Source organism: Citrobacter sp. Colony219, assembly GCF_019382635.1.
Lineage (GTDB): Bacteria > Pseudomonadota > Gammaproteobacteria > Enterobacterales > Enterobacteriaceae > Citrobacter > Citrobacter youngae.
Map to the genome: position 1 here is coordinate 101,849 of NZ_CP080033.1, position 20,823 is coordinate 122,671.

18 protein-coding genes are annotated in these 20,823 nt (G+C 53.1%); 7 read left to right on the top strand and 11 right to left on the bottom strand.

Annotated features, from left to right (window positions below):
* Window positions 1-71: 71 nt before the first annotated feature.
* From JTI85_RS00450 to araD, 4 genes are read left to right on the top strand one after another with little or no spacing between them, the layout of a single operon-like run.
* Window positions 72-1,574, top strand: coding sequence for an FGGY-family carbohydrate kinase (locus JTI85_RS00450; protein ID WP_199982470.1), 1,503 nt, complete (start codon window positions 72-74; stop codon window positions 1,572-1,574).
* Window positions 1,574-2,236 carry a 3-keto-L-gulonate-6-phosphate decarboxylase UlaD gene (gene ulaD / locus JTI85_RS00455; RefSeq protein ID WP_199954711.1) on the top strand — a complete coding sequence of 221 codons (663 nt, stop codon included), beginning with the start codon at window positions 1,574-1,576 and terminating at the stop codon, window positions 2,234-2,236. Before JTI85_RS00450 ends, ulaD begins: the two co-directional genes overlap by 1 nt.
* Complete coding sequence (locus JTI85_RS00460; protein WP_003024218.1) at window positions 2,229-3,089, top strand: L-ribulose-5-phosphate 3-epimerase; 861 nt, start codon at window positions 2,229-2,231, stop codon at window positions 3,087-3,089. Before ulaD ends, JTI85_RS00460 begins: the two co-directional genes overlap by 8 nt.
* Complete coding sequence (gene araD, locus JTI85_RS00465; RefSeq protein WP_199954700.1) at window positions 3,083-3,778, top strand: L-ribulose-5-phosphate 4-epimerase; 696 nt, start codon at window positions 3,083-3,085, stop codon at window positions 3,776-3,778. Before JTI85_RS00460 ends, araD begins: the two co-directional genes overlap by 7 nt.
* Before the next feature lie 4 nt (window positions 3,779-3,782).
* Here araD and JTI85_RS00470 read toward each other — a convergent pair whose 3' ends face one another.
* Window positions 3,783-4,598, bottom strand: a complete 816-nt coding sequence (locus JTI85_RS00470; RefSeq protein ID WP_219351982.1) for a helix-turn-helix domain-containing protein — start codon at window positions 4,596-4,598, stop codon at window positions 3,783-3,785.
* A gap of 251 nt (window positions 4,599-4,849) precedes the next feature.
* On the opposite strand from JTI85_RS00470, the gene JTI85_RS00475 reads away from it, so the two are divergent.
* Window positions 4,850-6,250: an MFS transporter gene (locus tag JTI85_RS00475; protein WP_219351983.1), complete on the top strand. Its 1,401-nt coding sequence runs from the start codon at window positions 4,850-4,852 to the stop codon at window positions 6,248-6,250.
* A 10-nt stretch (window positions 6,251-6,260) separates the two neighbouring features.
* Entirely contained in the window at window positions 6,261-8,216 is a 1,956-nt protein-coding gene (locus tag JTI85_RS00480) for a glycoside hydrolase family 127 protein (RefSeq protein ID WP_219351984.1), read from the top strand.
* Between the two features lie 92 nt (window positions 8,217-8,308).
* Here JTI85_RS00480 and JTI85_RS00485 read toward each other — a convergent pair whose 3' ends face one another.
* Window positions 8,309-9,049: a MipA/OmpV family protein gene (locus tag JTI85_RS00485; protein ID WP_101743231.1), complete on the bottom strand. Its 741-nt coding sequence runs from the start codon at window positions 9,047-9,049 to the stop codon at window positions 8,309-8,311.
* Window positions 9,050-9,170: 121 nt separating this feature from the next.
* Between JTI85_RS00485 and JTI85_RS00490 the strand changes: the two genes are divergently transcribed.
* Entirely contained in the window at window positions 9,171-10,115 is a 945-nt protein-coding gene (locus JTI85_RS00490) for a LysR family transcriptional regulator (RefSeq protein WP_048213686.1), read from the top strand.
* A 25-nt stretch (window positions 10,116-10,140) separates the two neighbouring features.
* Here JTI85_RS00490 and JTI85_RS00495 read toward each other — a convergent pair whose 3' ends face one another.
* From JTI85_RS00495 to JTI85_RS00535, 9 genes are all read right to left on the bottom strand, one after another.
* Window positions 10,141-11,277, bottom strand: a complete 1,137-nt coding sequence (locus JTI85_RS00495; protein WP_061066812.1) for an HlyD family secretion protein — start codon at window positions 11,275-11,277, stop codon at window positions 10,141-10,143.
* A 5-nt stretch (window positions 11,278-11,282) separates the two neighbouring features.
* Window positions 11,283-11,606 carry a DUF3302 domain-containing protein gene (locus JTI85_RS00500; RefSeq protein ID WP_101742495.1) on the bottom strand — a complete coding sequence of 108 codons (324 nt, stop codon included), beginning with the start codon at window positions 11,604-11,606 and terminating at the stop codon, window positions 11,283-11,285.
* 184 nt (window positions 11,607-11,790) lie between these two features.
* Window positions 11,791-13,329 (bottom strand): aldehyde dehydrogenase AldB, encoded by a 1,539-nt coding sequence (gene aldB / locus JTI85_RS00505; protein ID WP_061066814.1) that lies wholly within the window; start codon window positions 13,327-13,329, stop codon window positions 11,791-11,793.
* Between the two features lie 92 nt (window positions 13,330-13,421).
* Window positions 13,422-14,573 carry an L-threonine dehydrogenase gene (yiaY, locus tag JTI85_RS00510; protein WP_048213690.1) on the bottom strand — a complete coding sequence of 384 codons (1,152 nt, stop codon included), beginning with the start codon at window positions 14,571-14,573 and terminating at the stop codon, window positions 13,422-13,424.
* Between the two features lie 188 nt (window positions 14,574-14,761).
* Entirely contained in the window at window positions 14,762-16,606 is a 1,845-nt protein-coding gene (gene selB, locus JTI85_RS00515; protein ID WP_116360374.1) for a selenocysteine-specific translation elongation factor, read from the bottom strand.
* Window positions 16,603-17,994, bottom strand: a complete 1,392-nt coding sequence (gene selA, locus JTI85_RS00520) for an L-seryl-tRNA(Sec) selenium transferase (RefSeq protein WP_101742498.1) — start codon at window positions 17,992-17,994, stop codon at window positions 16,603-16,605. Before selA ends, selB begins: the two co-directional genes overlap by 4 nt.
* Window positions 17,995-18,092: 98 nt before the next feature.
* Window positions 18,093-18,701: a glutathione S-transferase gene (locus JTI85_RS00525; RefSeq protein WP_048213693.1), complete on the bottom strand. Its 609-nt coding sequence runs from the start codon at window positions 18,699-18,701 to the stop codon at window positions 18,093-18,095.
* Between the two features lie 98 nt (window positions 18,702-18,799).
* Window positions 18,800-19,936 (bottom strand): HlyD family secretion protein, encoded by a 1,137-nt coding sequence (locus tag JTI85_RS00530; protein WP_048213694.1) that lies wholly within the window; start codon window positions 19,934-19,936, stop codon window positions 18,800-18,802.
* 2 nt (window positions 19,937-19,938) lie between these two features.
* Window positions 19,939-20,301, bottom strand: a complete 363-nt coding sequence (locus JTI85_RS00535; protein ID WP_061066819.1) for a DUF3302 domain-containing protein — start codon at window positions 20,299-20,301, stop codon at window positions 19,939-19,941.
* Window positions 20,302-20,823 lie beyond the last annotated feature (522 nt).

The window sequence follows — 20,823 nt, forward strand, 5'->3', positions numbered from 1 at the left end:
CCGGGCCTACAGGTAGCAACCGTCGTAGGCCGGATAAGCGCAGCGCCATCCGGCAAAAATGAGATAACAAGATGAGTGAGAAAGAGACCTTCTGGCTGGGTATTGATTGTGGCGGTACGTATCTGAAAGCCGGGTTGTATGACGCCAAAGGTCATGAGCATGGCATTAACCGGCAATCGTTGCAGACCGCATCGCCATTGCCCGGTTACGCCGAACGCGATATGCACCAGTTGTGGCAACAGTGTGTCGCCACGATCGCCGGGCTGTTAGCGCGCACCGGCGTCTGCGGCGATCAAATCAAAGGCGTCGGTATTTCCGCTCAGGGCAAAGGCCTGTTCCTTCTCGATAAGCAGGATAAACCGCTGGGCAATGCCATCCTCTCTTCCGACCGCCGGGCGATGGACATCGTTCAGCGCTGGCAGCAGGATGGGATCCCTGAGCAGCTCTACCCGGTCACCCGCCAGACGTTGTGGACCGGGCACCCGGCATCATTGCTGCGCTGGGTGAAAGAGAATCAACCCCACCGTTACGCGCAAATTGGCTGCGTCATGATGGGCCATGACTATCTGCGCTGGTGCTTAACCGGCGTCAAAGGCTGCGAAGAAAGCAATATCTCCGAGTCGAACCTCTACAACATGACTTCGGGTCAGTACGACTCACGCCTGACCCAGTGGCTGGGCATCAGTGAAATCGACAATGCGCTACCGCCGATTGTCGGCTCAGCAGAAATATGCGGGGAAATCACCGCTCAGACAGCCGCCATAACCGGTCTGGCGGCGGGCACGCCCGTCGTCGGCGGACTGTTTGATGTGGTTTCCACCGCACTCTGCGCCGGTATCGAAGATGAATACACCCTCAACGCGGTGATGGGAACCTGGGCCGTCACCAGCGGGATCGCTCACGGCCTGCGCGACCACGAGGCCCATCCCTATGTCTATGGCCGCTATGTCAACGACGGGCAGTACATCGTTCACGAAGCCAGCCCGACCTCTTCCGGCAATCTGGAATGGTTTACCGCCCAGTGGGGCGAACTCTCTTTTGCTGAGATCAATCAGGCTGTTGCCAGCTTACCGAAAGCCGGCTGCGATCTTTTCTTCCTGCCCTTTTTGTACGGCAGCAACGCCGGGCTGGAGATGACCAGCGGCTTTTATGGCATGCAGGCAATACACACTCGCGCCCACTTATTACAGGCCATCTACGAAGGCGTGGTTTTTAGCCACATGACCCACCTCAACCGCATGCGCGAACGTTTTACGCAGGCGCATACCCTGCGCGTCACCGGCGGCCCGGCGCACTCCGACATCTGGATGCAGATGCTGGCAGACGTCAGCGGTTTACGTATCGAATTGCCGCAGATTGAAGAGACCGGTTGCTTTGGCGCTGCGCTCGCCGCCCGCGTCGGCACCGGCGTTTATTCCAACTTCAGCGACGCCCAGCGCAGCCTGGAGCACCCGGTGCGCACGTTATTGCCGGACGCCGCCGCGCAGGCGAGCTACCAGCGTAAATACCGCCAATACCTGGATTTAATTACCGCACTACAGGGCTACCACGCCCGCATTAAGGAGCACGAATGATGAGTCGACCATTACTGCAACTGGCGCTCGACCACACCAGCCTTGAAGCCGCACAACGCGACGTCGCGCTGCTACAAGAGAGCGTTGATATCGTTGAGGCGGGGACGATTCTCTGCTTAACCGAAGGGCTGAGCGCCGTGAAAGCCCTGCGCGCCCAGTGCCCGAATAAAATCATCGTCGCCGACTGGAAAGTGGCCGATGCGGGCGAAACCCTCGCTCAACAAGCGTTCGGCGCTGGCGCTAACTGGATGACCATCATCTGCGCCGCCCCGCTGGCGACGGTAGAGAAAGGCCATGGCGTCGCGCAGTCCTGCGGCGGCGAAATTCAGATGGAGCTGTTTGGTAACTGGACGCTGGATGATGCCCGCGACTGGTATCGCGTTGGCGTTCGCCAGGCGATTTACCATCGTGGCCGCGATGCGCAGGCCAGCGGACAACAGTGGGGAGAAGCGGATCTGGCGCGCATGAAGGCGCTTTCTGATATTGGTCTGGAACTGTCGATTACCGGTGGGATCACGCCCGCCGATATGCCGTTGTTCCGCGAAATTAACGTCAAAGCTTTTATTGCCGGGCGCGCGCTGGCAGGAGCGCAAAACCCAGCGCAGGTTGCCGCTGAATTCCATGCGCAAATCGACGCCATCTGGGGAACACAGCATGCGTAATCATCCATTAGGTATCTATGAAAAAGCGCTGGCGAAAGACCTCAGTTGGCCAGAACGGCTGGTGCTGGCAAAAAGCTGCGGTTTTGATTTCGTCGAGATGTCGGTGGATGAAACCGATGAACGTTTGTCGCGCCTCGACTGGAGCCCTGCTCAGCGTGCATCGCTGGTGAGTGCGATGCTGGAAACCGGCGTGGCGATCCCTTCAATGTGCCTGTCAGCCCACCGTCGGTTTCCTTTTGGCAGCCGCGATGAAGCCGTGCGTGAGCGGGCGCGAGAAATAATGAGCAAAGCCATTCGCCTGGCGCGCGATTTAGGCATTCGCACCATTCAACTGGCAGGTTACGACGTCTATTACGAAGAACACGACGCAGGCACGCAGCAGCGCTTTGCCGAGGGGCTAGCCTGGGCAGTAGAACAGGCGGCTGCCGCGCAGGTGATGCTGGCGGTAGAAATCATGGATACCGCGTTTATGAACTCGATCAGCAAGTGGAAAAAGTGGGATGAGATGCTCTCCTCGCCGTGGTTCACCGTCTATCCGGACGTGGGCAATCTAAGCGCCTGGGGGAATGATGTCACTGCCGAATTGACGCTGGGCATTGACCGCATCGCTGCTATCCACCTGAAAGACACGCTGCCGGTAACCGAAACCCATCCGGGCCAGTTTCGCGATGTGCCGTTTGGCGAAGGGTGCGTGGACTTTGTTGGCATCTTCAAAACGCTGCATCAGCTGAACTATCGCGGGTCGTTTCTGATTGAAATGTGGACTGAAAAAGCGAAAGAGCCGGTACTGGAAATTATCCAGGCACGGCGCTGGATAGAAGCACGCATGCAGGAAGGAGGATTTCCATGTTAGAACAACTGAAAGCCGAGGTGCTGGCGGCCAATCTGGCGCTTCCGGCTCATGGCTTAGTCACCTTTACCTGGGGCAACGTCAGCGCAGTGGATGAAACGCGTAAACTGATGGTGATTAAGCCATCCGGCGTGGAATATGAGGTGATGACCGCCGACGATATGGTGGTGGTGGATATTGCCAGCGGCAACGTGGTGGAAAGCAGTAAAAAACCGTCGTCCGATACGCCAACCCATCTGGCGCTGTATCGTCGTTATCCCCAGATCGGCGGGATCGTCCATACCCATTCTCGCCACGCGACGATCTGGTCGCAGGCGGGTTTGGATCTCCCGGCATGGGGCACCACCCATGCCGATTATTTCTATGGTTCTATTCCGTGTACGCGTCTGATGACCGCTGAAGAGATCAACGGCGAATATGAATATCAAACCGGAGAGGTGATCGTTCAGACCTTCGAGCAGCGCGATCTCAATCCGCTGCAGGTTCCGGCGGTATTGGTGCACTCCCACGGACCATTCGCCTGGGGTAAAGACGCGGCAGACGCGGTGCATAACGCCGTGGTGCTCGAAGAGTGCGCCTACATGGGGTTGTTCTCTCGCCAGTTAGCCCCGCAGTTGCCGGATATGCAGTCTGAGCTGCTGGATAAACATTATCTGCGCAAACACGGGGCGAATGCGTATTACGGACAATAACGGGTCAGGCGCTATTGATATGTTCTTTGCAATAGCGCCGTTTCCACGCCGCGGGTGTCAGGCTGGTGTGTTTGCGAAAGATTTTGCGAAAATAGCCCACTTCATTAAACCCACATTTCATCGCCACTTCGGTAAGCGACAGCGAGTCACTGATCAACAGTTTTTCTGCCGCTCTCACCCGCTGGCGATGCAACGCTTCGGTTAACGTCAGACGAAAAACGCCACGAAAAACGCGCCCCAGATAGTCCGCATTGCAATGCAGTTCTTTCGCTAACGTTGAGGCGGAAATCGGCAGGTGAAACTGAGTATGTATAATTTGTTGGGCCTTCCATGCCAGCGCATTCCCGGGGCTGTCGGCGGGTTGCTCGCTGGCAGCCGCAGAGATTTGCTGCAAAATCAGCAGCAGGATCAGTTCCAGCGCCATGCTGCGATGTATATTTTCCTGCTCGCGCAAGAACTGGCGAAACAGCGAAATAATATATTGTGGCTCGCTCACCCGGGTATGTTGAGGGATAGCAAGTAACGGTTCCGTTATTGATGCGTCGCTTTCTGCCGTCACCTCAAAATGCAGCCAGTAAAATTTCAAATCAGCCGGAAATTGCCCAACGCCAATATGCAAGCGCTGCGGCCACAGCAGCAAACTTTCCCCAGCATTCACGCAAAAAACCGTATGGTCTTCGCGAATCGTTAATGTCCCTTTTTCAACAAAGATAATCTCCCAGGAGTGCAATTGCCGCGCCGGATGGCTACCCACGCCTCGGGAAATAAATAACCCACCATTTTGCACTTTAATCGGAAGAGACATGGACAATTCGAGCATATATATTCAAATTCCCACTTTTCGTATTATTCAAAATACCTTTATCATTGATTATTAATCATAAAATTACTTTTCACCGGATCGAAATCACATTTTCATTATAAAGTCGGAATTGTCATCTTTTTATACTTTTCCCTTCCCTTGTTGCGCTAAACATTTCGTGCAGAATAAATAACGTACTTTGCAAATTACCACTAAAAAACCCGCAATGTAGCGGGACACTTTCTGAACATCCTCTCCGGGAGTTATTTATGACTTCGGCTCCGATTACGACAAGCGATTTAGCGCATCGTGCGCAAGACGATAAATTATCTCTGCGTGAAAAGATTGGTTATGGATTAGGCGATGCGGGTGGGACGGTCATTACCTGCCTGATCATGAACTTCCTGACATTTTTCTACACCGATGTCTTCGGGTTAACGCCTGCGCTGGTCGGCACATTATTTATTGCCCTGCGTGTATTTGACGCCATTTCCGACCCCATTATGGGCGTGCTGGCCGACCGCACACAAAGCCGTTGGGGGCGCTTTCGCCCGTGGCAACTGTGGGTCGCGGTTCCCATTGGCATCATTGGCGTACTCACTTTTACCGTCCCGGACGCCAGCATGGGCATAAAAATCGCCTGGGCGTTCGGTACCTATCTGCTGCTCTCCGTCGGCTATACCGCCATCAACGTACCGTATTGTGCGCTGATCAACACCATGACGACCCGCCATAACGAGGTGATCGCCTGTCAGTCCTGGCGCTTTGTGCTGTGCGGCGTGGCGGGATTCCTGGTCTCTGTTGGCCTGCCGTGGATGGTGGATGCTCTCGGTCAGGGTAATGCCGCGCAGGGTTATCAGTTTGGCGTGGGCATCCTGTGTGCCATCGCGGTGGTGATGTTCCTGTGCTGCTTCTTCTGGGTACGCGAGCGTGTGCCACTGGCAATGATGGGAAAATTTACCCTGCGTGAGCACATTGGCGGGCTGCGCAAAAATGACCAGTTGCTGCTGATGCTGGTGATGTCTTTCCTGCTGATTAACGTCTTCAATATTCGTGGCGGCGGGTACATGTATTTTATTACCTACGTGCTGGAAGGTAGCACCGCTTATACGTCGCTGTTTTTCACCATGGTGACCTTTGCGTCCATCATCGGTTCAGTGATCGTCAGCCCCCTGACCCGTCGCATCGATACCGTCAAACTCTATTACTACACCAACCTGGTACTGGCCGCGCTGGCGGTAATGATGTGGTTCCTGCCAACCGGCCCGGCTTATCAGACGCTGTGGCTGGCGGTGATCCTCGGTAATGGCATTATTTTAGGCTTCACGCTGCCGTTGCACTTCTCGCTGATGGCCTTCGCCGACGATTACGGCGAGTGGAAAACCGGCGTGCGTTCCTCCGGCATGAATTTCGCCTTCAATCTGTTCTTCATCAAGCTGGCCTGGGCCTCAAGTGCGGGGATCATCAGCCTGCTGTTTATTTTTGTCGCCTATCAGCCGGGCGCCGGTAATCAAACCGCCAGTTCGCTGCAAGGGATTACTGCGATGGAAACGCTGCTGCCCGCGCTGTTCCACCTGCTGCTGGCGCTATCTGTCCGCATCTGCAAACTCAATAACCCGATGATGTCGCGTATTTCCACCGATCTGCGTCAGCGTCATGTACAGCCTTAAGGAGCACGAAATGAACGTACTGGAAGTCGACCTGCATAAGCTCACCGTCAGCGATCCGTTCCTCGGACAATATCAGCAGTTGGTGCGCGATGTAGTGATCCCCTATCAGTGGGATGCGCTCAATGACCGCATTGCAGAGGCGGAACCCAGCCATGCGATAGAGAATTTCCGTATCGCCGCAGGTCTGCAGGATGGCGAGTTTTACGGCATGGTTTTTCAGGATAGCGACGTGGCGAAATGGCTGGAGGCCGTTGCCTGGTCGCTGTGCCAGAAACCCGATGCGGAACTTGAGAAAACGGCCGATGAAGTCATTGAACTGGTGGCGGCCGCCCAGTGTGAAGATGGCTATCTCAATACTTACTTCACGGTGAAAGCCCCGAATGAACGCTGGACCAACCTCGCCGAGTGTCATGAGCTGTACTGCGCCGGTCATTTAATTGAAGCGGGCGTCGCGTTCTTCCAGGCGACGGGAAAACGCCGTTTGTTAGAGGTGGTGTGTCGCCTGGCGGATCACATCGACAGCGTGTTTGGACTCGGGGAGAATCAACTGCGCGGCTACCCAGGACACCCGGAAATCGAGCTGGCGTTAATGCGCTTATACGAAGTGACCCAGCAACCTCGCTATATGGCGCTGGTAAATTACTTTGTTGAGCAGCGCGGCGTACAGCCTCATTTCTACGACAAAGAGTACGAAAAACGCGGAAAAACCTCTTACTGGCACACCTACGGCCCGGCGTGGATGGTGAAGGACAAGCCCTACAGCCAGGCACATCAGCCTATTTCAGAACAGCAAACTGCTATCGGTCATGCGGTACGCTTTGTCTACCTGATGACCGGCGTGGCGCATCTGGCACGCTTAAGCCAGGACGAAGGCAAGCGTCAGGATTGTCTGCGTCTGTGGAAAAACATGGCCCAGCGCCAGTTGTATATTACCGGCGGGATCGGCTCGCAAAGCAGTGGGGAGGCATTTAGCAGCGATTACGATCTGCCCAACGACTCCGTGTACGCGGAAAGCTGCGCCTCAATCGGCCTGATGATGTTCGCCCGCAGAATGCTGGAAATGGAGGCCGACAGTCAGTATGCCGACGTGATGGAGCGCGCGCTGTACAATACGGTACTTGGCGGCATGGCACTCGACGGCAAGCATTTCTTCTACGTTAATCCGCTGGAAGTGCACCCTAAATCATTAAAATTTAATCATATTTATGACCACGTGAAGCCCGTTCGTCAGCGTTGGTTCGGCTGCGCCTGCTGTCCACCGAATATCGCCCGTGTGTTAACCTCAATTGGTCATTACCTCTACACGCCACGTCAGGACGCGCTGTATATCAATATGTACGTGGGCAATAGCATGGAGGTCCCTGTTGCAAATGGCTCGCTTAAGCTACGTATTAGCGGGGATTACCCATGGCATGAACAGGTAAAAATCGCCATCGAATCACCGCAGTCGGTGTATCACACCCTCGCTCTGCGCCTGCCAGACTGGTGCTCCGCGCCACAGGTTTTGCTGAATGGTCAGCCGGTTGAGCAGGATATTCGCAAAGGCTACTTGCACATCAGCCGGACCTGGCAGGAAGGCGATACGCTCAGTCTGACCCTGCCGATGCCGGTGCGCCGGGTGTACGGAAATCCACTGGTGCGCCATGTGGCAGGGAAGGTCGCTATTCAACGTGGGCCGCTGGTGTATTGCCTGGAGCAGGCCGACAACGGCGAGGAGTTGCATAACTTGTGGCTACCAAAAGAGAGTGAGTTCAGAGTATTCGAGGGTAAGGGGCTGTTCAGCCATAAGATGTTAATTCAGGCTGAAGGTGTGAAGCAAAGTCGCGCCGACGCGACGCAGCAATCCTTGTGGCACTATGATGTTTCACCGGCTTCGCGTCAGGCGCATACCCTGACGTTTATTCCGTGGTTTAGCTGGGCGAACCGTGGTGAAGGCGAAATGCGTATCTGGGTAAATGAGCGGTAAGTGAAAACGTGCCGGATGGCGACGCTTCACGTCTTATCCGGCCTGCAACACTGAAAAAATTGCCCTCCTCCATGAGGACAAACGGGTGAGAATCAGAAGCGCCAGCTCACCCCTGACAGGAAAGTGAAGCTGTCGTCGCGATCGACCATCGGGCTATTTTTAATATCATCCGGCAACACGCTATAGTTAGCGCTGGCCAACAGCGTCAGGTTGCTGGTCAATGCATATTTAGCGGACAAGCCAACATACGGTGTCCAGCTATCGCCTGGGGAATAACTTGATAACCCGCTACGACGGGATTCATTGCCAGAGATGCCGTAATAATATTGGTTAAAGTTTTCGTCATAGTAGAGCACGCCAACAGCCGGGGTCAGCGTCAGCTTGCCCATCGGCATTTGGCGGAACAGAGACGCTTCTCCTACCCAACCGTTGCTGTTATCCAGCACATCTGCCGCCGCGGAGACTTTCACGCTGCCCCATTTTTCATGGTGATACCATGCTGCACCCGCCATCGCGGTAGCGTCACGCTTGTCCAGCTTTTTCATCGCCTGGTCGTCGTTATCACCTGGATCAAACTCAAGCGGCATATATGAGGCAGTAATGCTAAATTCATTGCTTTCGTTTTTTGAAAGAATATAACCTAACGTTGTTTGCCTAAAATAAAATGATTCACTTTCATAACTGACAAGCGGTACTGCGTGAACATTATCATTATATCCACGATAAGGAGATTCATTATATACAGCGCCACCGCCAATAGAAAATTCTGCGGCTGTCGCACTCGCCATAAAAGAAAAGGCAAATAGTGCCACAATATTGCTTTTAATTAACATGCCAACATTCCATTTTAAAATAAGCTACAAAGCGCGTGCATAATAATGCTTACAATTTCATCGGTGCAACATCCATATTTATATAGTAATATATAAAAAATTATATATATCGGGCTTGGCGATGAATAAATTACAACTTAAACACCGGGAACTGAAGATTATTTCGGTAATCGCTGCCAGTGAAAACATCAGCCACGCAGCGACCATCCTCGGCATTGCGCAAGCCAACGTCAGTAAGTATCTTGCTGATTTTGAATCAAAGGTTGGATTAAAGGTGTTTGACCGCACCACCCGACAGTTGACCCTCACGCCGTTTGGTACTGCGCTGCTCCCTTACATCAATGACATGTTAGACCGAAACGATCAGTTGAATAATTTCATTGCTGATTATAAGCACGAAAAACGCGGCCGGGTAACGGTATATGCGCCAACCGGGATTATTGCTTACCTGTCGCAACATGTTATCGCAAAGATTCAGAATATCGGCGACATTAGCCTCTCACTGAAAACATGTAATCTTGAACGGAAAGCATTTTATGAAGGCGTCGACTTTCCTGATGATTGTGATGTTTTAATCACCTATGCGCATCCCAAAGACGAATCATTGGTCGCCAGTTTTATTACTAAATATGCAGTAACGGCCTTTGCCAGCCCGGAATATATTAGCACTCATCCTATAAGCGGCCCTGAAGATCTTGAACAGCACTCTTGTATTCTGATTGATTCCATGATGATCGACGATGCCAATATTTGGCGATTTACCTCCACCGGTGGCAAAGAGATGCACGACTACCGCGTGACGGGAAATTACGTCTGCGACAACACACAGTCTGCACTGGCGCTGGCTCGAAACCATCTGGGCATTGTTTTTGCGCCGAATACGAGCGTGCAAAAGGATGTTCAGGTCGGGTTGCTGGTCCCGTGTTTTTCTGAACAACATGAATGGTGGCTGGATCTGGTAGCGATTTTCCGCAAGCGTGAGTATCAGCCCTGGCGGGTGCAGTATATTCTTGATGAGATGTTGGCTGAGATTCGCCGGCAGCTTACTCAGTCGCTGGAGCAGTAGACTGAGCAAGCAAAACAGCCTGGGTTTAATGATCGAGATACAGGTAATGCACCCAACTGGTCATTCGCAACAAGACTTTGCGCATGACTGACACATGTTCGAAGTGGTCAGAATATACGGCGACCTGCGCGTAAATCCCGTCAGGTAACGCGCTAACCTCCGCATTATCATTCAGCTCAATCGTGGCGATCACCCCTTCAGAACCGGGCGTAGAGTTTAAGGATTGCAGCGCCCCGTTCGACTGGTATGTACCACCCGGTACGGCCGGACTGATAGCAGCCAGTTTACCGCTAAATACTTTACCCGGCAGGGCGTTAAACACCACTTCCGCTTCATCGCCTGGCTCCAGTCGCAGCAGCGAGTTTTGACGGAACTGGGCGATAATTTGCCGTTTTTGATCCGGGATAAACACCATCACCGGGCGCATAGGCAGTGCGGCGGCATAGGTTCCCGGACGCATCAGCACCTGCGTCACATAGCCATCGCTGGGCGCGCGAACCACGGTCTGGTCCAGATTGAACTCCGCTTCTGCTAACTGTGCTTTCAGGCTGGCAATTTGTGAATTTTCCCCCAGCACCAGGCTGTCTAACTGACTCTGGATTTGCTGTTGTTCCGCAATGGAGGACTTCACCGATGCTTCCTGCGCCAGATAGTTTTGCCGCGCCGCGTCGATATCGCGTTCAGAAAAAGGATTCACCTTCGCCTGGCTTCCCTGCGCATAGCGCTGATAATCTTTCGCCAGCTTGTCACGGGTAGCCTTTGCCCGTTGCGTGTTGGCTTGCATTTCATCCAGTTGCGCAGCAAGAGCCTGCTCTTTATGCTGTGCGGTGACAATATCGGCTTTCAGACGATCGACCCGCGCCTGATAACGCCCCGGATTAAGTTTGAATAGCACCTCGCCTTTTTTGATCAGTGTATTCTTCTTATCTGTCACTTCCGTCACGACACCCGTTACCTGCGGCACTACGGGAATAGAAATTACCGCCTTTTGCGCCTTAAAGGTATACGGATGATTATAATTCATCAGTAATATCAGTCCGCACACAATAAATATACCGCCCAATGCTGCGGTAGGTACTGTCCATTTATTGACAGGAATTTTAAAAATCTTAAATATTGACCATGCACACGCTACATAGGTCAGAACAATCAGTAAATCCATCGATATTACTCCGCCGCAGAGGTCTTCACCTCACCCAATTTTTTTTCCAGATCGGCAACCCTTGCCTGCAGCTGGATCAGGGAAGAATCCGCGCTCTGCATGCCCCATCCGCGCTCCGGGCGATAAAGCGTTGCCCAGATCCATAAAAAGGGCCAAATAACATGTAAGGTAAACAAACTCACCCAACCCGCAACATGTATTGCGTCGGCATGAGGATGATTACGTTTTTTTGCAATCAGATAGGGAATATCATGCAGAATAATAACCCCATAAAAAATGACCAGGAATACAAAAATAAGCACTCCTAATGCAAAATAATCAAGAAACATATTTGCCTCAGAGATTGGAATAACAAGTAAGAATTCTATTTGGATTTAAAAATAGATTGGAGGATAGTAGATGAATATGTACATGGAGTGCAATTATCTTGTTTATATAACGACATATGGGTTTTTATATAACTGCAGAATAAAGATATGCCCGGCGCAAAACCGGGCAATAAGTGACGAGAAATTAAAACAGTCCCAGTGGTTTATCTGAGTAACTCACCAGCAGGCACTTGGTTTGCTGATAATGCTCGAGCATCATTTTGTGTGTCTCGCGCCCGATGCCCGACTGCTTATAGCCGCCGAACGCGGCGTGAGCCGGGTAAGCGTGGTAACAGTTGGTCCAGACACGGCCAGCCTGAATACCGCGTCCCATCTTGTATGCCAGATTACCGTTACGACTCCAGACGCCGGCGCCGAGTCCATATTGCGTGTCATTGGCGATTTCCAGCGCCTCATCCATGGTTTTAAAGGTAGTGACCGCCAGTACCGGGCCAAAGATCTCCTCCTGGAAAACCCGCATGTTGTTCTTACCAAACAGAATGGTTGGTTCGAGGTAATAACCCTCTTTTAACTCACCATCCAGGTGCTTGCGCCGCCCGCCGGTAAGAACATCTGCACCTTCTTTCTTACCAATGTCGATGTAATTCAGAATAGTTTCCAGTTGACCATGCGACACCTGCGCGCCCATCTGCGTCACGCTGTCTAACGGATTACCGCTACGAATACTCTCCACGCGGCGAATGGCCCTTTCCATAAAACGTTCATAAATGGATTCCTGAACCAGCGCACGACTCGGACAGGTACACACTTCGCCCTGGTTGAAGGCAAACAATGCAAAACCTTCCAGCGCTTTGTCAAAGAACGCATCTTCTTCATCCATCACGTCCGCGAAGAAGATATTGGGTGACTTGCCGCCCAGTTCCAGCGTGACAGGAATAATGTTCTGCGTGGCGTACTGCATGATCTGCTGCCCAACTTCCGTTGAGCCGGTAAACGCCACTTTCGCAATACGTTTTGACGTCGCCAGATACTCACCAATTTCCCCACCCGCGCCGTTTACCACGTTCACCACGCCAGGCGGGAGCAGATCGCCGATGACTTCCATCAGCAACAGCACGGACAGCGGCGTCAGGCGCGCGGGTTTCAGCACCACGCAGTTACCCGCCGCCAGCGCGGGTGCCATCTTCCAGCTGGCCATCAGCAGCGGGAAGTTCCACGGAATAATTTGCCCTACCACACCAAGAGGTTCATGGAAGTGATAAGCCACGGTTTCGCTATCAACCTCGCTGATTCCCCCTTCCTGCGCACGAATACAGGAGGCAAAATAGCGGAAATGGTCAATTGCCAGCGGCACATCTGCCGCACTGGTTTCACGGATAGGTTTACCGTTATCCCAGGTTTCAGCCGTCGCCAGCAGCTCCAGATTTTGCTCCATACGATCGGCAATTTTGAACAGAATCGCCGCCCTGTCCTGCACGGATGTCTGCGCCCACTTGTCTTTTACTTTGTGCGCGGCATCCAGTGCCAGATCGATATCTTTTTTGCCGGAAGAGGCCACTTCGCACAGTAATTGCCCGGTAACTGGCGTCAGGTTCTGGTAATACTCACCGTCCACTGGTGCAACCCAGTCGCCGCCGATAAAGTTATCGTATCGGGCCTTTAACTTCAGAGGGTAACCATACTCGCCGGGATAAATACGCGTTGAAGGGGGGTTGTTGGTCATGACCGTCTCCTTGCTGTAGGGGTACTACAAGGGTAGACGGGGCTGGCGAATTATTCGCCAGCCTTTTACTGCTTTACGACAGGTATCACGAATTACATGGCAGCACGATAAATCGCCATGATTTCTTCATGTGTCGCCTGGATCGGGTTAGTAAAACCACAGGCATCTTTCAGAGCGTTGGTCGCCAGAACAGCAAAATCTTCTTCCTTAACGTTCAGCTCACGCAAACCTGCCGGAATATTCACTTTCTGCGCCAGTTCGCGGATTGCCGCGATACAGGCTTCGGCTCCTTGCGCATCGTTCAATCCAGCCACGTCGACGCCCATTGCCGCAGCACAATCACGCAGACGAGCTGCGGCCACCTTGCTATTGAAGACCTGAACGTGCGGCAGCAGTACCGCATTGCAGACACCGTGCGGCAGGTCGTAGAAACCACCCAACTGATGCGCCATTGCGTGAACGTAACCCAGAGAGGCGTTGTTGAATGCCATACCTGCGAGGAACTGTGCGTAAGCCATCGCTTCACGTGCCTGAGCATTGGCGCCATCTTCCACGGCGATCGTCAGGTTCTCGGCAATCATCGTCACGGCTTTAAGCGCACATGCATCGGTGATCGGCGTTGCCGCAATGGAGACATACGCTTCAATCGCGTGAGTCAGCGCATCCATACCGGTTGCCGCTGTCAGGGACTTCGGCATACCGACCATCAGCGAAGAATCATTGACGGACAGCAGCGGTGTAACGTGCTTATCGACAATCGCCATTTTGATGTGGCGTACTTCGTCGGTAATGATGCAAAAACGGGTCATTTCAGATGCCGTTCCCGCCGTCGTGTTAATGGCAATCATCGGCAACTGCGGTTTTGCAGAACGGTCGACGCCTTCGTAATCACTAATATCGCCGCCGTTAGCCGCCACCAGCGCAATCCCCTTCGCACAATCGTGTGGGGAACCGCCACCGAGGGAAATTACGCTATCACAGGCATTTTCTTTCAGCATTTGCAGACCTGCGGCAACGTTGCTGGTTGTCGGATTAGGATGCGTACCATCATAAATTACGCTGAAAATATCACGTTCCTGCAGCGCTTTTTGAATTTCACTCGCCATACCTAATTTCGCCAGCATGGCATCCGTGACAATTAACGTACGACGAAAACCATATTCCGCCATTGTATTCATTGCATCTTTTAATGAACCAGCGCCAATTACATTCACGGAAGGAATAAAAAATGTTGAAGCAGCCATTGTACGATCCTTAATTACTCAAAAGAGGCAGGAAGCATACGAGTGATAATCCCAACAAAATATGATCGTGGTTGTTATTTTAATAACATTGAAAATTAAAAAGCACATTAGGTTCATAATCTAATGTGCTTATTTCAATCAATATCTATTTTGTATTAATTCATTTAATTTTTGAATTAATTGTTTCATTACTTTTCGGGAAACAGTAATGCATCGCGTAATAAATGATCATTTCCCCGACGACGCGTAAAACCAATACGGTCAAAATATTCCAGAATCTGAATAGCCAATTTACGCCCGACGTTAAGCCTGTCGCGGAAATCGGCAGCGCAGGTCGATCCTCTCTCCTGATCCAGTTCGCGGATCAGATTGGCAAAGGCCACAATCCGATCGTTACGGTAATAACGATCTTTGACGATCGCCGTAATAATGCCCTGCTGCGCCGCCTGCCGTAGCGCCAGACGCATCGCCTGCTCGTCCGTAGCCGTGGTTTTCGCCAGATCCCGCACCCACCACGGCTCATCACCAAACAGAGGTTCTACTTTTTGCCAGATAGCACGCTGCTCATCGCTAAAACCGGCCTTATGATCCGGCAAATGTAGCCAGCCATGATGGCTATCAATAGCGCCGCTATCGCGCATCTTTTCAATCAGCAGCAGGACCAGCGCTTCATCTTCCATCGGCAGGGCCATACGACGCAGGCGTTCACGTCCAGGTCCCGGCTCATCACGGTGCTGTTCATGGTAGGTCGCCAGCGTATCCAGAATCTTACGCTGCCAGCGTGCAGCAACGGGCGCATTCAACAGACTATACCCGGCGCGAATAAATCCATGTTGCTCAATCAACGGACGCATGCCGTCGCCATTGAGCTGGCGTGCCCATGCGAAATCGGGAATATTCACCGCCCCGCGCGTCAGATGCAATGCCAGCGCTTCGCCGTCATTCTGCGCATTTTCCAGCGCCGACAGCCACTGTAAATACTCCGGCTTACGCTTCCCACGACGCGGTGGATTCAGCGTCACGACACGTGCGCCTGCCAGCGTCGTACGGGCAGAAATATCACGCAGCACCAGCCTGTCGTTATCAGCCAGCCACAGAGGCGTATCAAATACCAGTTCCGCCAGCGTCCCTTCGAGCAGTGAGATACGTCCGGTCACGTGGCTGGCCGCGTGGTGGATATGCAGCGGCTGCCACTGCATCAGCGGTGCGGCGTGTTCTAAAGAGACAATGACGCGTGAGAAGGCCTCTGGCGGCGCATCTGCAAGCAGCCAGTCACCACGGTTAATCTCTTCTTTTTGCGCATCACCGGCAATGTTCAGCGCAATTCGCTGTCCGGCGTGAGCGTATTCGGTCGGCTGATTTTGCGCATGCAGGCTACGTACGCGCATCGGTTTGTTGACGCCCGTAAGCCACAACGCATCCCCGACGTTCACTTCTCCGCTGAGCGCCGTTCCCGTTACGACCAGACCTGCGCCTTTTACCGTGAAAGCGCGGTCAATCGCCAGGCGGAAGGTGTGATCGCGAGCCAGTTCACGCGGCGTCAACTGCAGCAAGTGGTCACGCAGCGCTTCGATACCACGGCCTTCACCGGCGGCAGTTACGAACAGTATCGCATCGGCAAAACCATAGTTACCCAGCGTGGTTTGCACCTCGGCACGTACTTCGTCAATGCGTGCTTCATCGACGCGATCGGCTTTTGTGAGCGCCACGGTAAGCTGTGGGTTGCCCGTCAGTTGCAGGATTTGCAAGTGTTCACGCGTTTGCGCCATCACGCCGTCATCACACGCCACCACCAGCAGCGCGTGGTCGATACCACCGACACCCGCCAGCATGTTGGACAGAAACTTTTCGTGACCAGGGACATCGATAAATCCCAGTACCCGCCCGTCCGGCTGCGGCCAGTAGGCATAGCCGAGGTCGATAGTCATGCCGCGCTTTTTTTCTTCCGGCAGCCGGTCGGCATTCACGCCGGTAATCGCCTGTAATAACGTTGTTTTTCCGTGGTCAACGTGTCCGGCGGTTGCAATAATCATTTCAGCATCATCTCCATAAACCGGGTCTCGTCTTCAAGGCAGCGCAGATCCAGCCACAAGCGGCCATCATAAATTCGCCCAATGACCGGCACGGGCAGCAAACGCCAGCGGGCGGCCAGCGCTTCGAGGCGGCTTCCACGCCCGTCATGGGGGGTAAAGGTTAATGCCGCGCTCGGCAGCCTATCAACTGGTAGCGAGCCGCTGCCAATCTGCGACAGGCAAGGCATGACAGTCAACGCAAACTCGGCACCATAATGTTCTGTCAATTGTGCTTGTAATCGTAGCGCCTGCGCGTGGACAGCCTCTTTCGTGCGGGTGAGCTGGCGTAACGTCGGCAACTTCTCCGCCAGCGCTTCCGGGTGCAGATAGAGCCGCAGCGTTGCTTCCAGCGCTGCCAGCGTCATTTTATCAGCCCGTAACGCGCGTTTCAGCGGATGGCTCTGTAAGCGGGCGATCATCTCTTTTTTACCGACGATAATCCCGGCCTGCGGCCCGCCCAACAGTTTGTCACCAGAGAAACTCACCAGGCTCACACCTGCGGCAATGAGCTGCTGCGGCATCGGTTCCTGCGGCAAACCATACTGACTGAGATCGACCAGCGAGCCGCTACCCAGATCCGCCACTACCGGCACATCCAGTTCCTGACCAATGGCGGCCAGCTCAGCTTCATCAACCGAGCTGGTAAAGCCTTCAATGCTGTAATTACTGGTATGGACTTTCATCAGCAGACCGGTGTTTTCATTCACCGCCTGACGGTAATCTTTCGCATGGGTCCGGTTGGTGGTGCCAACCTCGCGCAGGATACATCCGGCCTGGCACATCACGTCGGGAATACGAAACGCGCCGCCAATTTCTACCAGCTCGCCGCGCGAAACGACCACCTCTTTGCCGTTGGCCGTGGCGGCCAGCATCAGCAGAACCGCAGCGGCATTATTATTGACAATACAGGCATCTTCCGCGCCGGTCAGGCGGCAGAGTAGATCCGCCAGCGCCCGATCCCGATGTCCACGTCCGGCATCATCCAGGCTGTATTCCAGCGTCACCGGCGTACGCATCGCCTGCACCACCGCAGCAATCGCCTCCTCAGCTTGTGATGCACGCCCAAGATTGGTATGCAGCACCGTTCCGGTCAGGTTAATCACCGGACGTAGCGCGCTTTGCGATTCTCGTTCCAGCCGGGCGCTGGCCTCTTGCGCCCAGTCTTCCCCCCATGCTGGAAGCGCCTGCGTGTCGCGAATCGCCTCTCTGGCTTCATCGAGCATATGACGCAGCAGATCCACCACGCGGGTATGACCGTGGGACTCACGTAAGACCTGGAAAGCGCTATCGCGCAGTAAACGATCGATAGCAGGAAGCTGGCTGTAGAGTGAACGCATGTCGGTTGTCATGAAAGGGCCTGGCTGTTGGTGGCCCTCTCCACCGTGGAGAGGGATATCGATATAGGAAGGATTGTACCGTGACTTTGCTCAGGCGGGTATTATCTGCATCAAGCCTTTGGCGGTTCCGTACGGGCAAAACTTTCGCGTTGAAAGAGTGTTTCCACCAGTTTGACCAGACGTGGACGGTCCACACACCAGCCAGGCGCAACCCGACGAAAATTGAGATAGCCCACGGCACAGGCAATCGCAATCGTTGCCAGATTAACCGTATCCGTTTTCAGCGTACCGTCCGCCAGATAACCTTCCAGCACATCCAGGCTGCGGGTAATTTTTTCGCGCTGGCGTAGCAATTCAGTTTCTGACTGCTGCGCAGCGGGGCGAGCCTGCTCGCGCACCGAGACTAAACCCGCATCCATAATACCGTCGGCCAGCGCTTCCAGTTGACGAACTTTGAGTGCCGCCAGCGGCTCACGCGGCAGCATTGCGGGTGCAATATCCAACAACTCTATATATTCAGCAATGATCGGAGAATCAAACCAGTACTCTCCCTTATCGGTGACCAGCGCGGGCACTTTTCCCAATGGATTGTATCGCGCCACGCCGCTATCCGCGTTATAGGGGAGTTCATTAACGAATTCGAAGGTGATGCCCTTTTCCAGCAACAGAATAGAAATTTTACGCACAAAAGGGCTGGTATAGCTGCCAATGAGTTTCATGCCGTGTCCTTTTTGCCAACAAAAAAGCGATGTCCAACGAATATCTGGACACCGCTTAGTATGGCTCAGGCCACGACAAATGGCAGGTGATGCTGGTCTCAATGATCCAAATAAAGATAATGCATCCAGCTGGTCATGCGCAGCAGCACTTTACGCATCACCGAAACGTGGGCGAAATGGTCGGAATAGACCGCCACCTGGGCATAGATACCGTCCGGTAGTGCATCAACATCTGCATTGGGAGCCAGTTCAATCGTGGCCAGCACGCCATCGGTACCCGGCACCACCGTCAGAGACTGCAATGCTCCCTGGGCCTGATAAGAACCGCCCGGTACAACCGGCAGAATGCTGGTGAGCTTGCCGGGGAATACCTGGCCTGGCAGCGCGTTGAAGACCACTTCCGCTTCATCACCCGGTTTAAGACGCAGCAACGAGTTCTGGCGGAATTGCGCCACGATTTGCCGTTTTTGTTCCGGAATAAACACCATCACCGGGCGCAGAGGCAGCGCGGCGGCGTAGGTTCCGGGCCGAATAAGCACCTGCGTAACATAGCCGTTGCTGGGGGCTCGGACGATAGTCTGCTCAAGATTGTATTTGGCTTCAGCGAGCTGAGCGCGCAGGGACGCAACCTGAGATTGCTCCCCGTTGACCATACTGTCTAACTGAGTCTGAATCTGCGTCTGTTCGGCGACGGAGCCTTTTACCAGCGCGTCCTGGGCCAGATAGTTCTGCCGGGCGTTGTCGATATCGCTTTCAGAGAAGGGATTAACCTTCGCCTGGCTGCCCTTCAAATAGCGTTGATAATCTTTATACAGGCGGTCGCGTTCAGCGGAAACGCGGGTAGTATTGGCGACAGCTTCAGAAAGTTGGGCTTTCAGATTGTCGATATTGTGCGTGGCGGTCACCAGATCGGCTTGCAGTCGGTCCACTCGCGCCTGATAACGCACGGGATCGAGTTTAAATAACACCTCGCCTTTTTTAATCAGTTGATTATTTTTATCTGTCACTTCACTCACAATTCCAGTGACCTGCGGGGTAACAGGTATTGAAATAACCGCCTTTTGCGCCGTAAAGGTATACGGGTGGTTATAGTTCATTAATAAGATGAGTCCCGCCACAATAAACACCCCACCTAATGCGGCTGTGGCAAGCGTCCATTGGTTTACCGGAATACGGAATATTTTAAAGATGGCCCAGGCAAATGCCACGTAAGTCAGGACAATCAACAAATCCATGATCAAATCTCCGGAAAGGTGGAGTTATCGTCTTTTTTCTCCCCAGCCAGCCTTTTTTCTAACTGGGTAATGCGCGCTGCCAGCGCGGCAATTTCAGGGTCTTGTTCCTTTCCGGTCGGCGTAATGTGTGACTGCATCCCCCAGCCTCGTTCTGGCTGATAGAGCGTGGCCCAGATCCACAGAAACGGCCAGATAACGTGCAGCGTAAATAAGCTCACCCAACCTGCCGTATGGATGGCATCGGCATGGGGATGGTTGCGCTTCTTAGCCATGTTATAGGGAATATCATGGATGGCGATGATTCCGTAAAACAGAACCAGAAAAACGAAGATCAGCACACCTAACGCGAAATAGTTTAGAAACATACCCGCCTCGTATTCACGCTAATCAGAGCTTTCAATTGCAGGCAGCCGAAAGGATTCATGGCTGGTAATTTGAACATAATTGCAGTTAGTCATTTCCGCCATACCACCAGGGTATAAATTTGCAGGTGAACGACTCGCGGGGTAGCAGCAAGAAATGGGAGATGAAACAGAATCCGCGTCAGATCACATCAGGAGAAATCCTGGCAAATATTTATTGCGAAGTAGATCACAAATACCCAACAAACAGCCAAAGCAAAAACGTGAACAACTTCACATTTAAGTGCCTTTTCCAGCCTATTTCCGCGTAATGATGTTTTTTTATACCGGTGTTTTGTGATCGAAATCACATTAAGTAATGCCGTAAACCCTATATTTACGTGACATTGATCACATTAAAAGTCATCGACTGGACAGTTGAACGATTCAGTGCCAGATTTCGCAGTATCTACAGGGTCCGGCTACCTCCTGCCGCTACATTAACAAACCTCGGGCTTTCAGCCTGCGCGATAGCAAACATAAGAA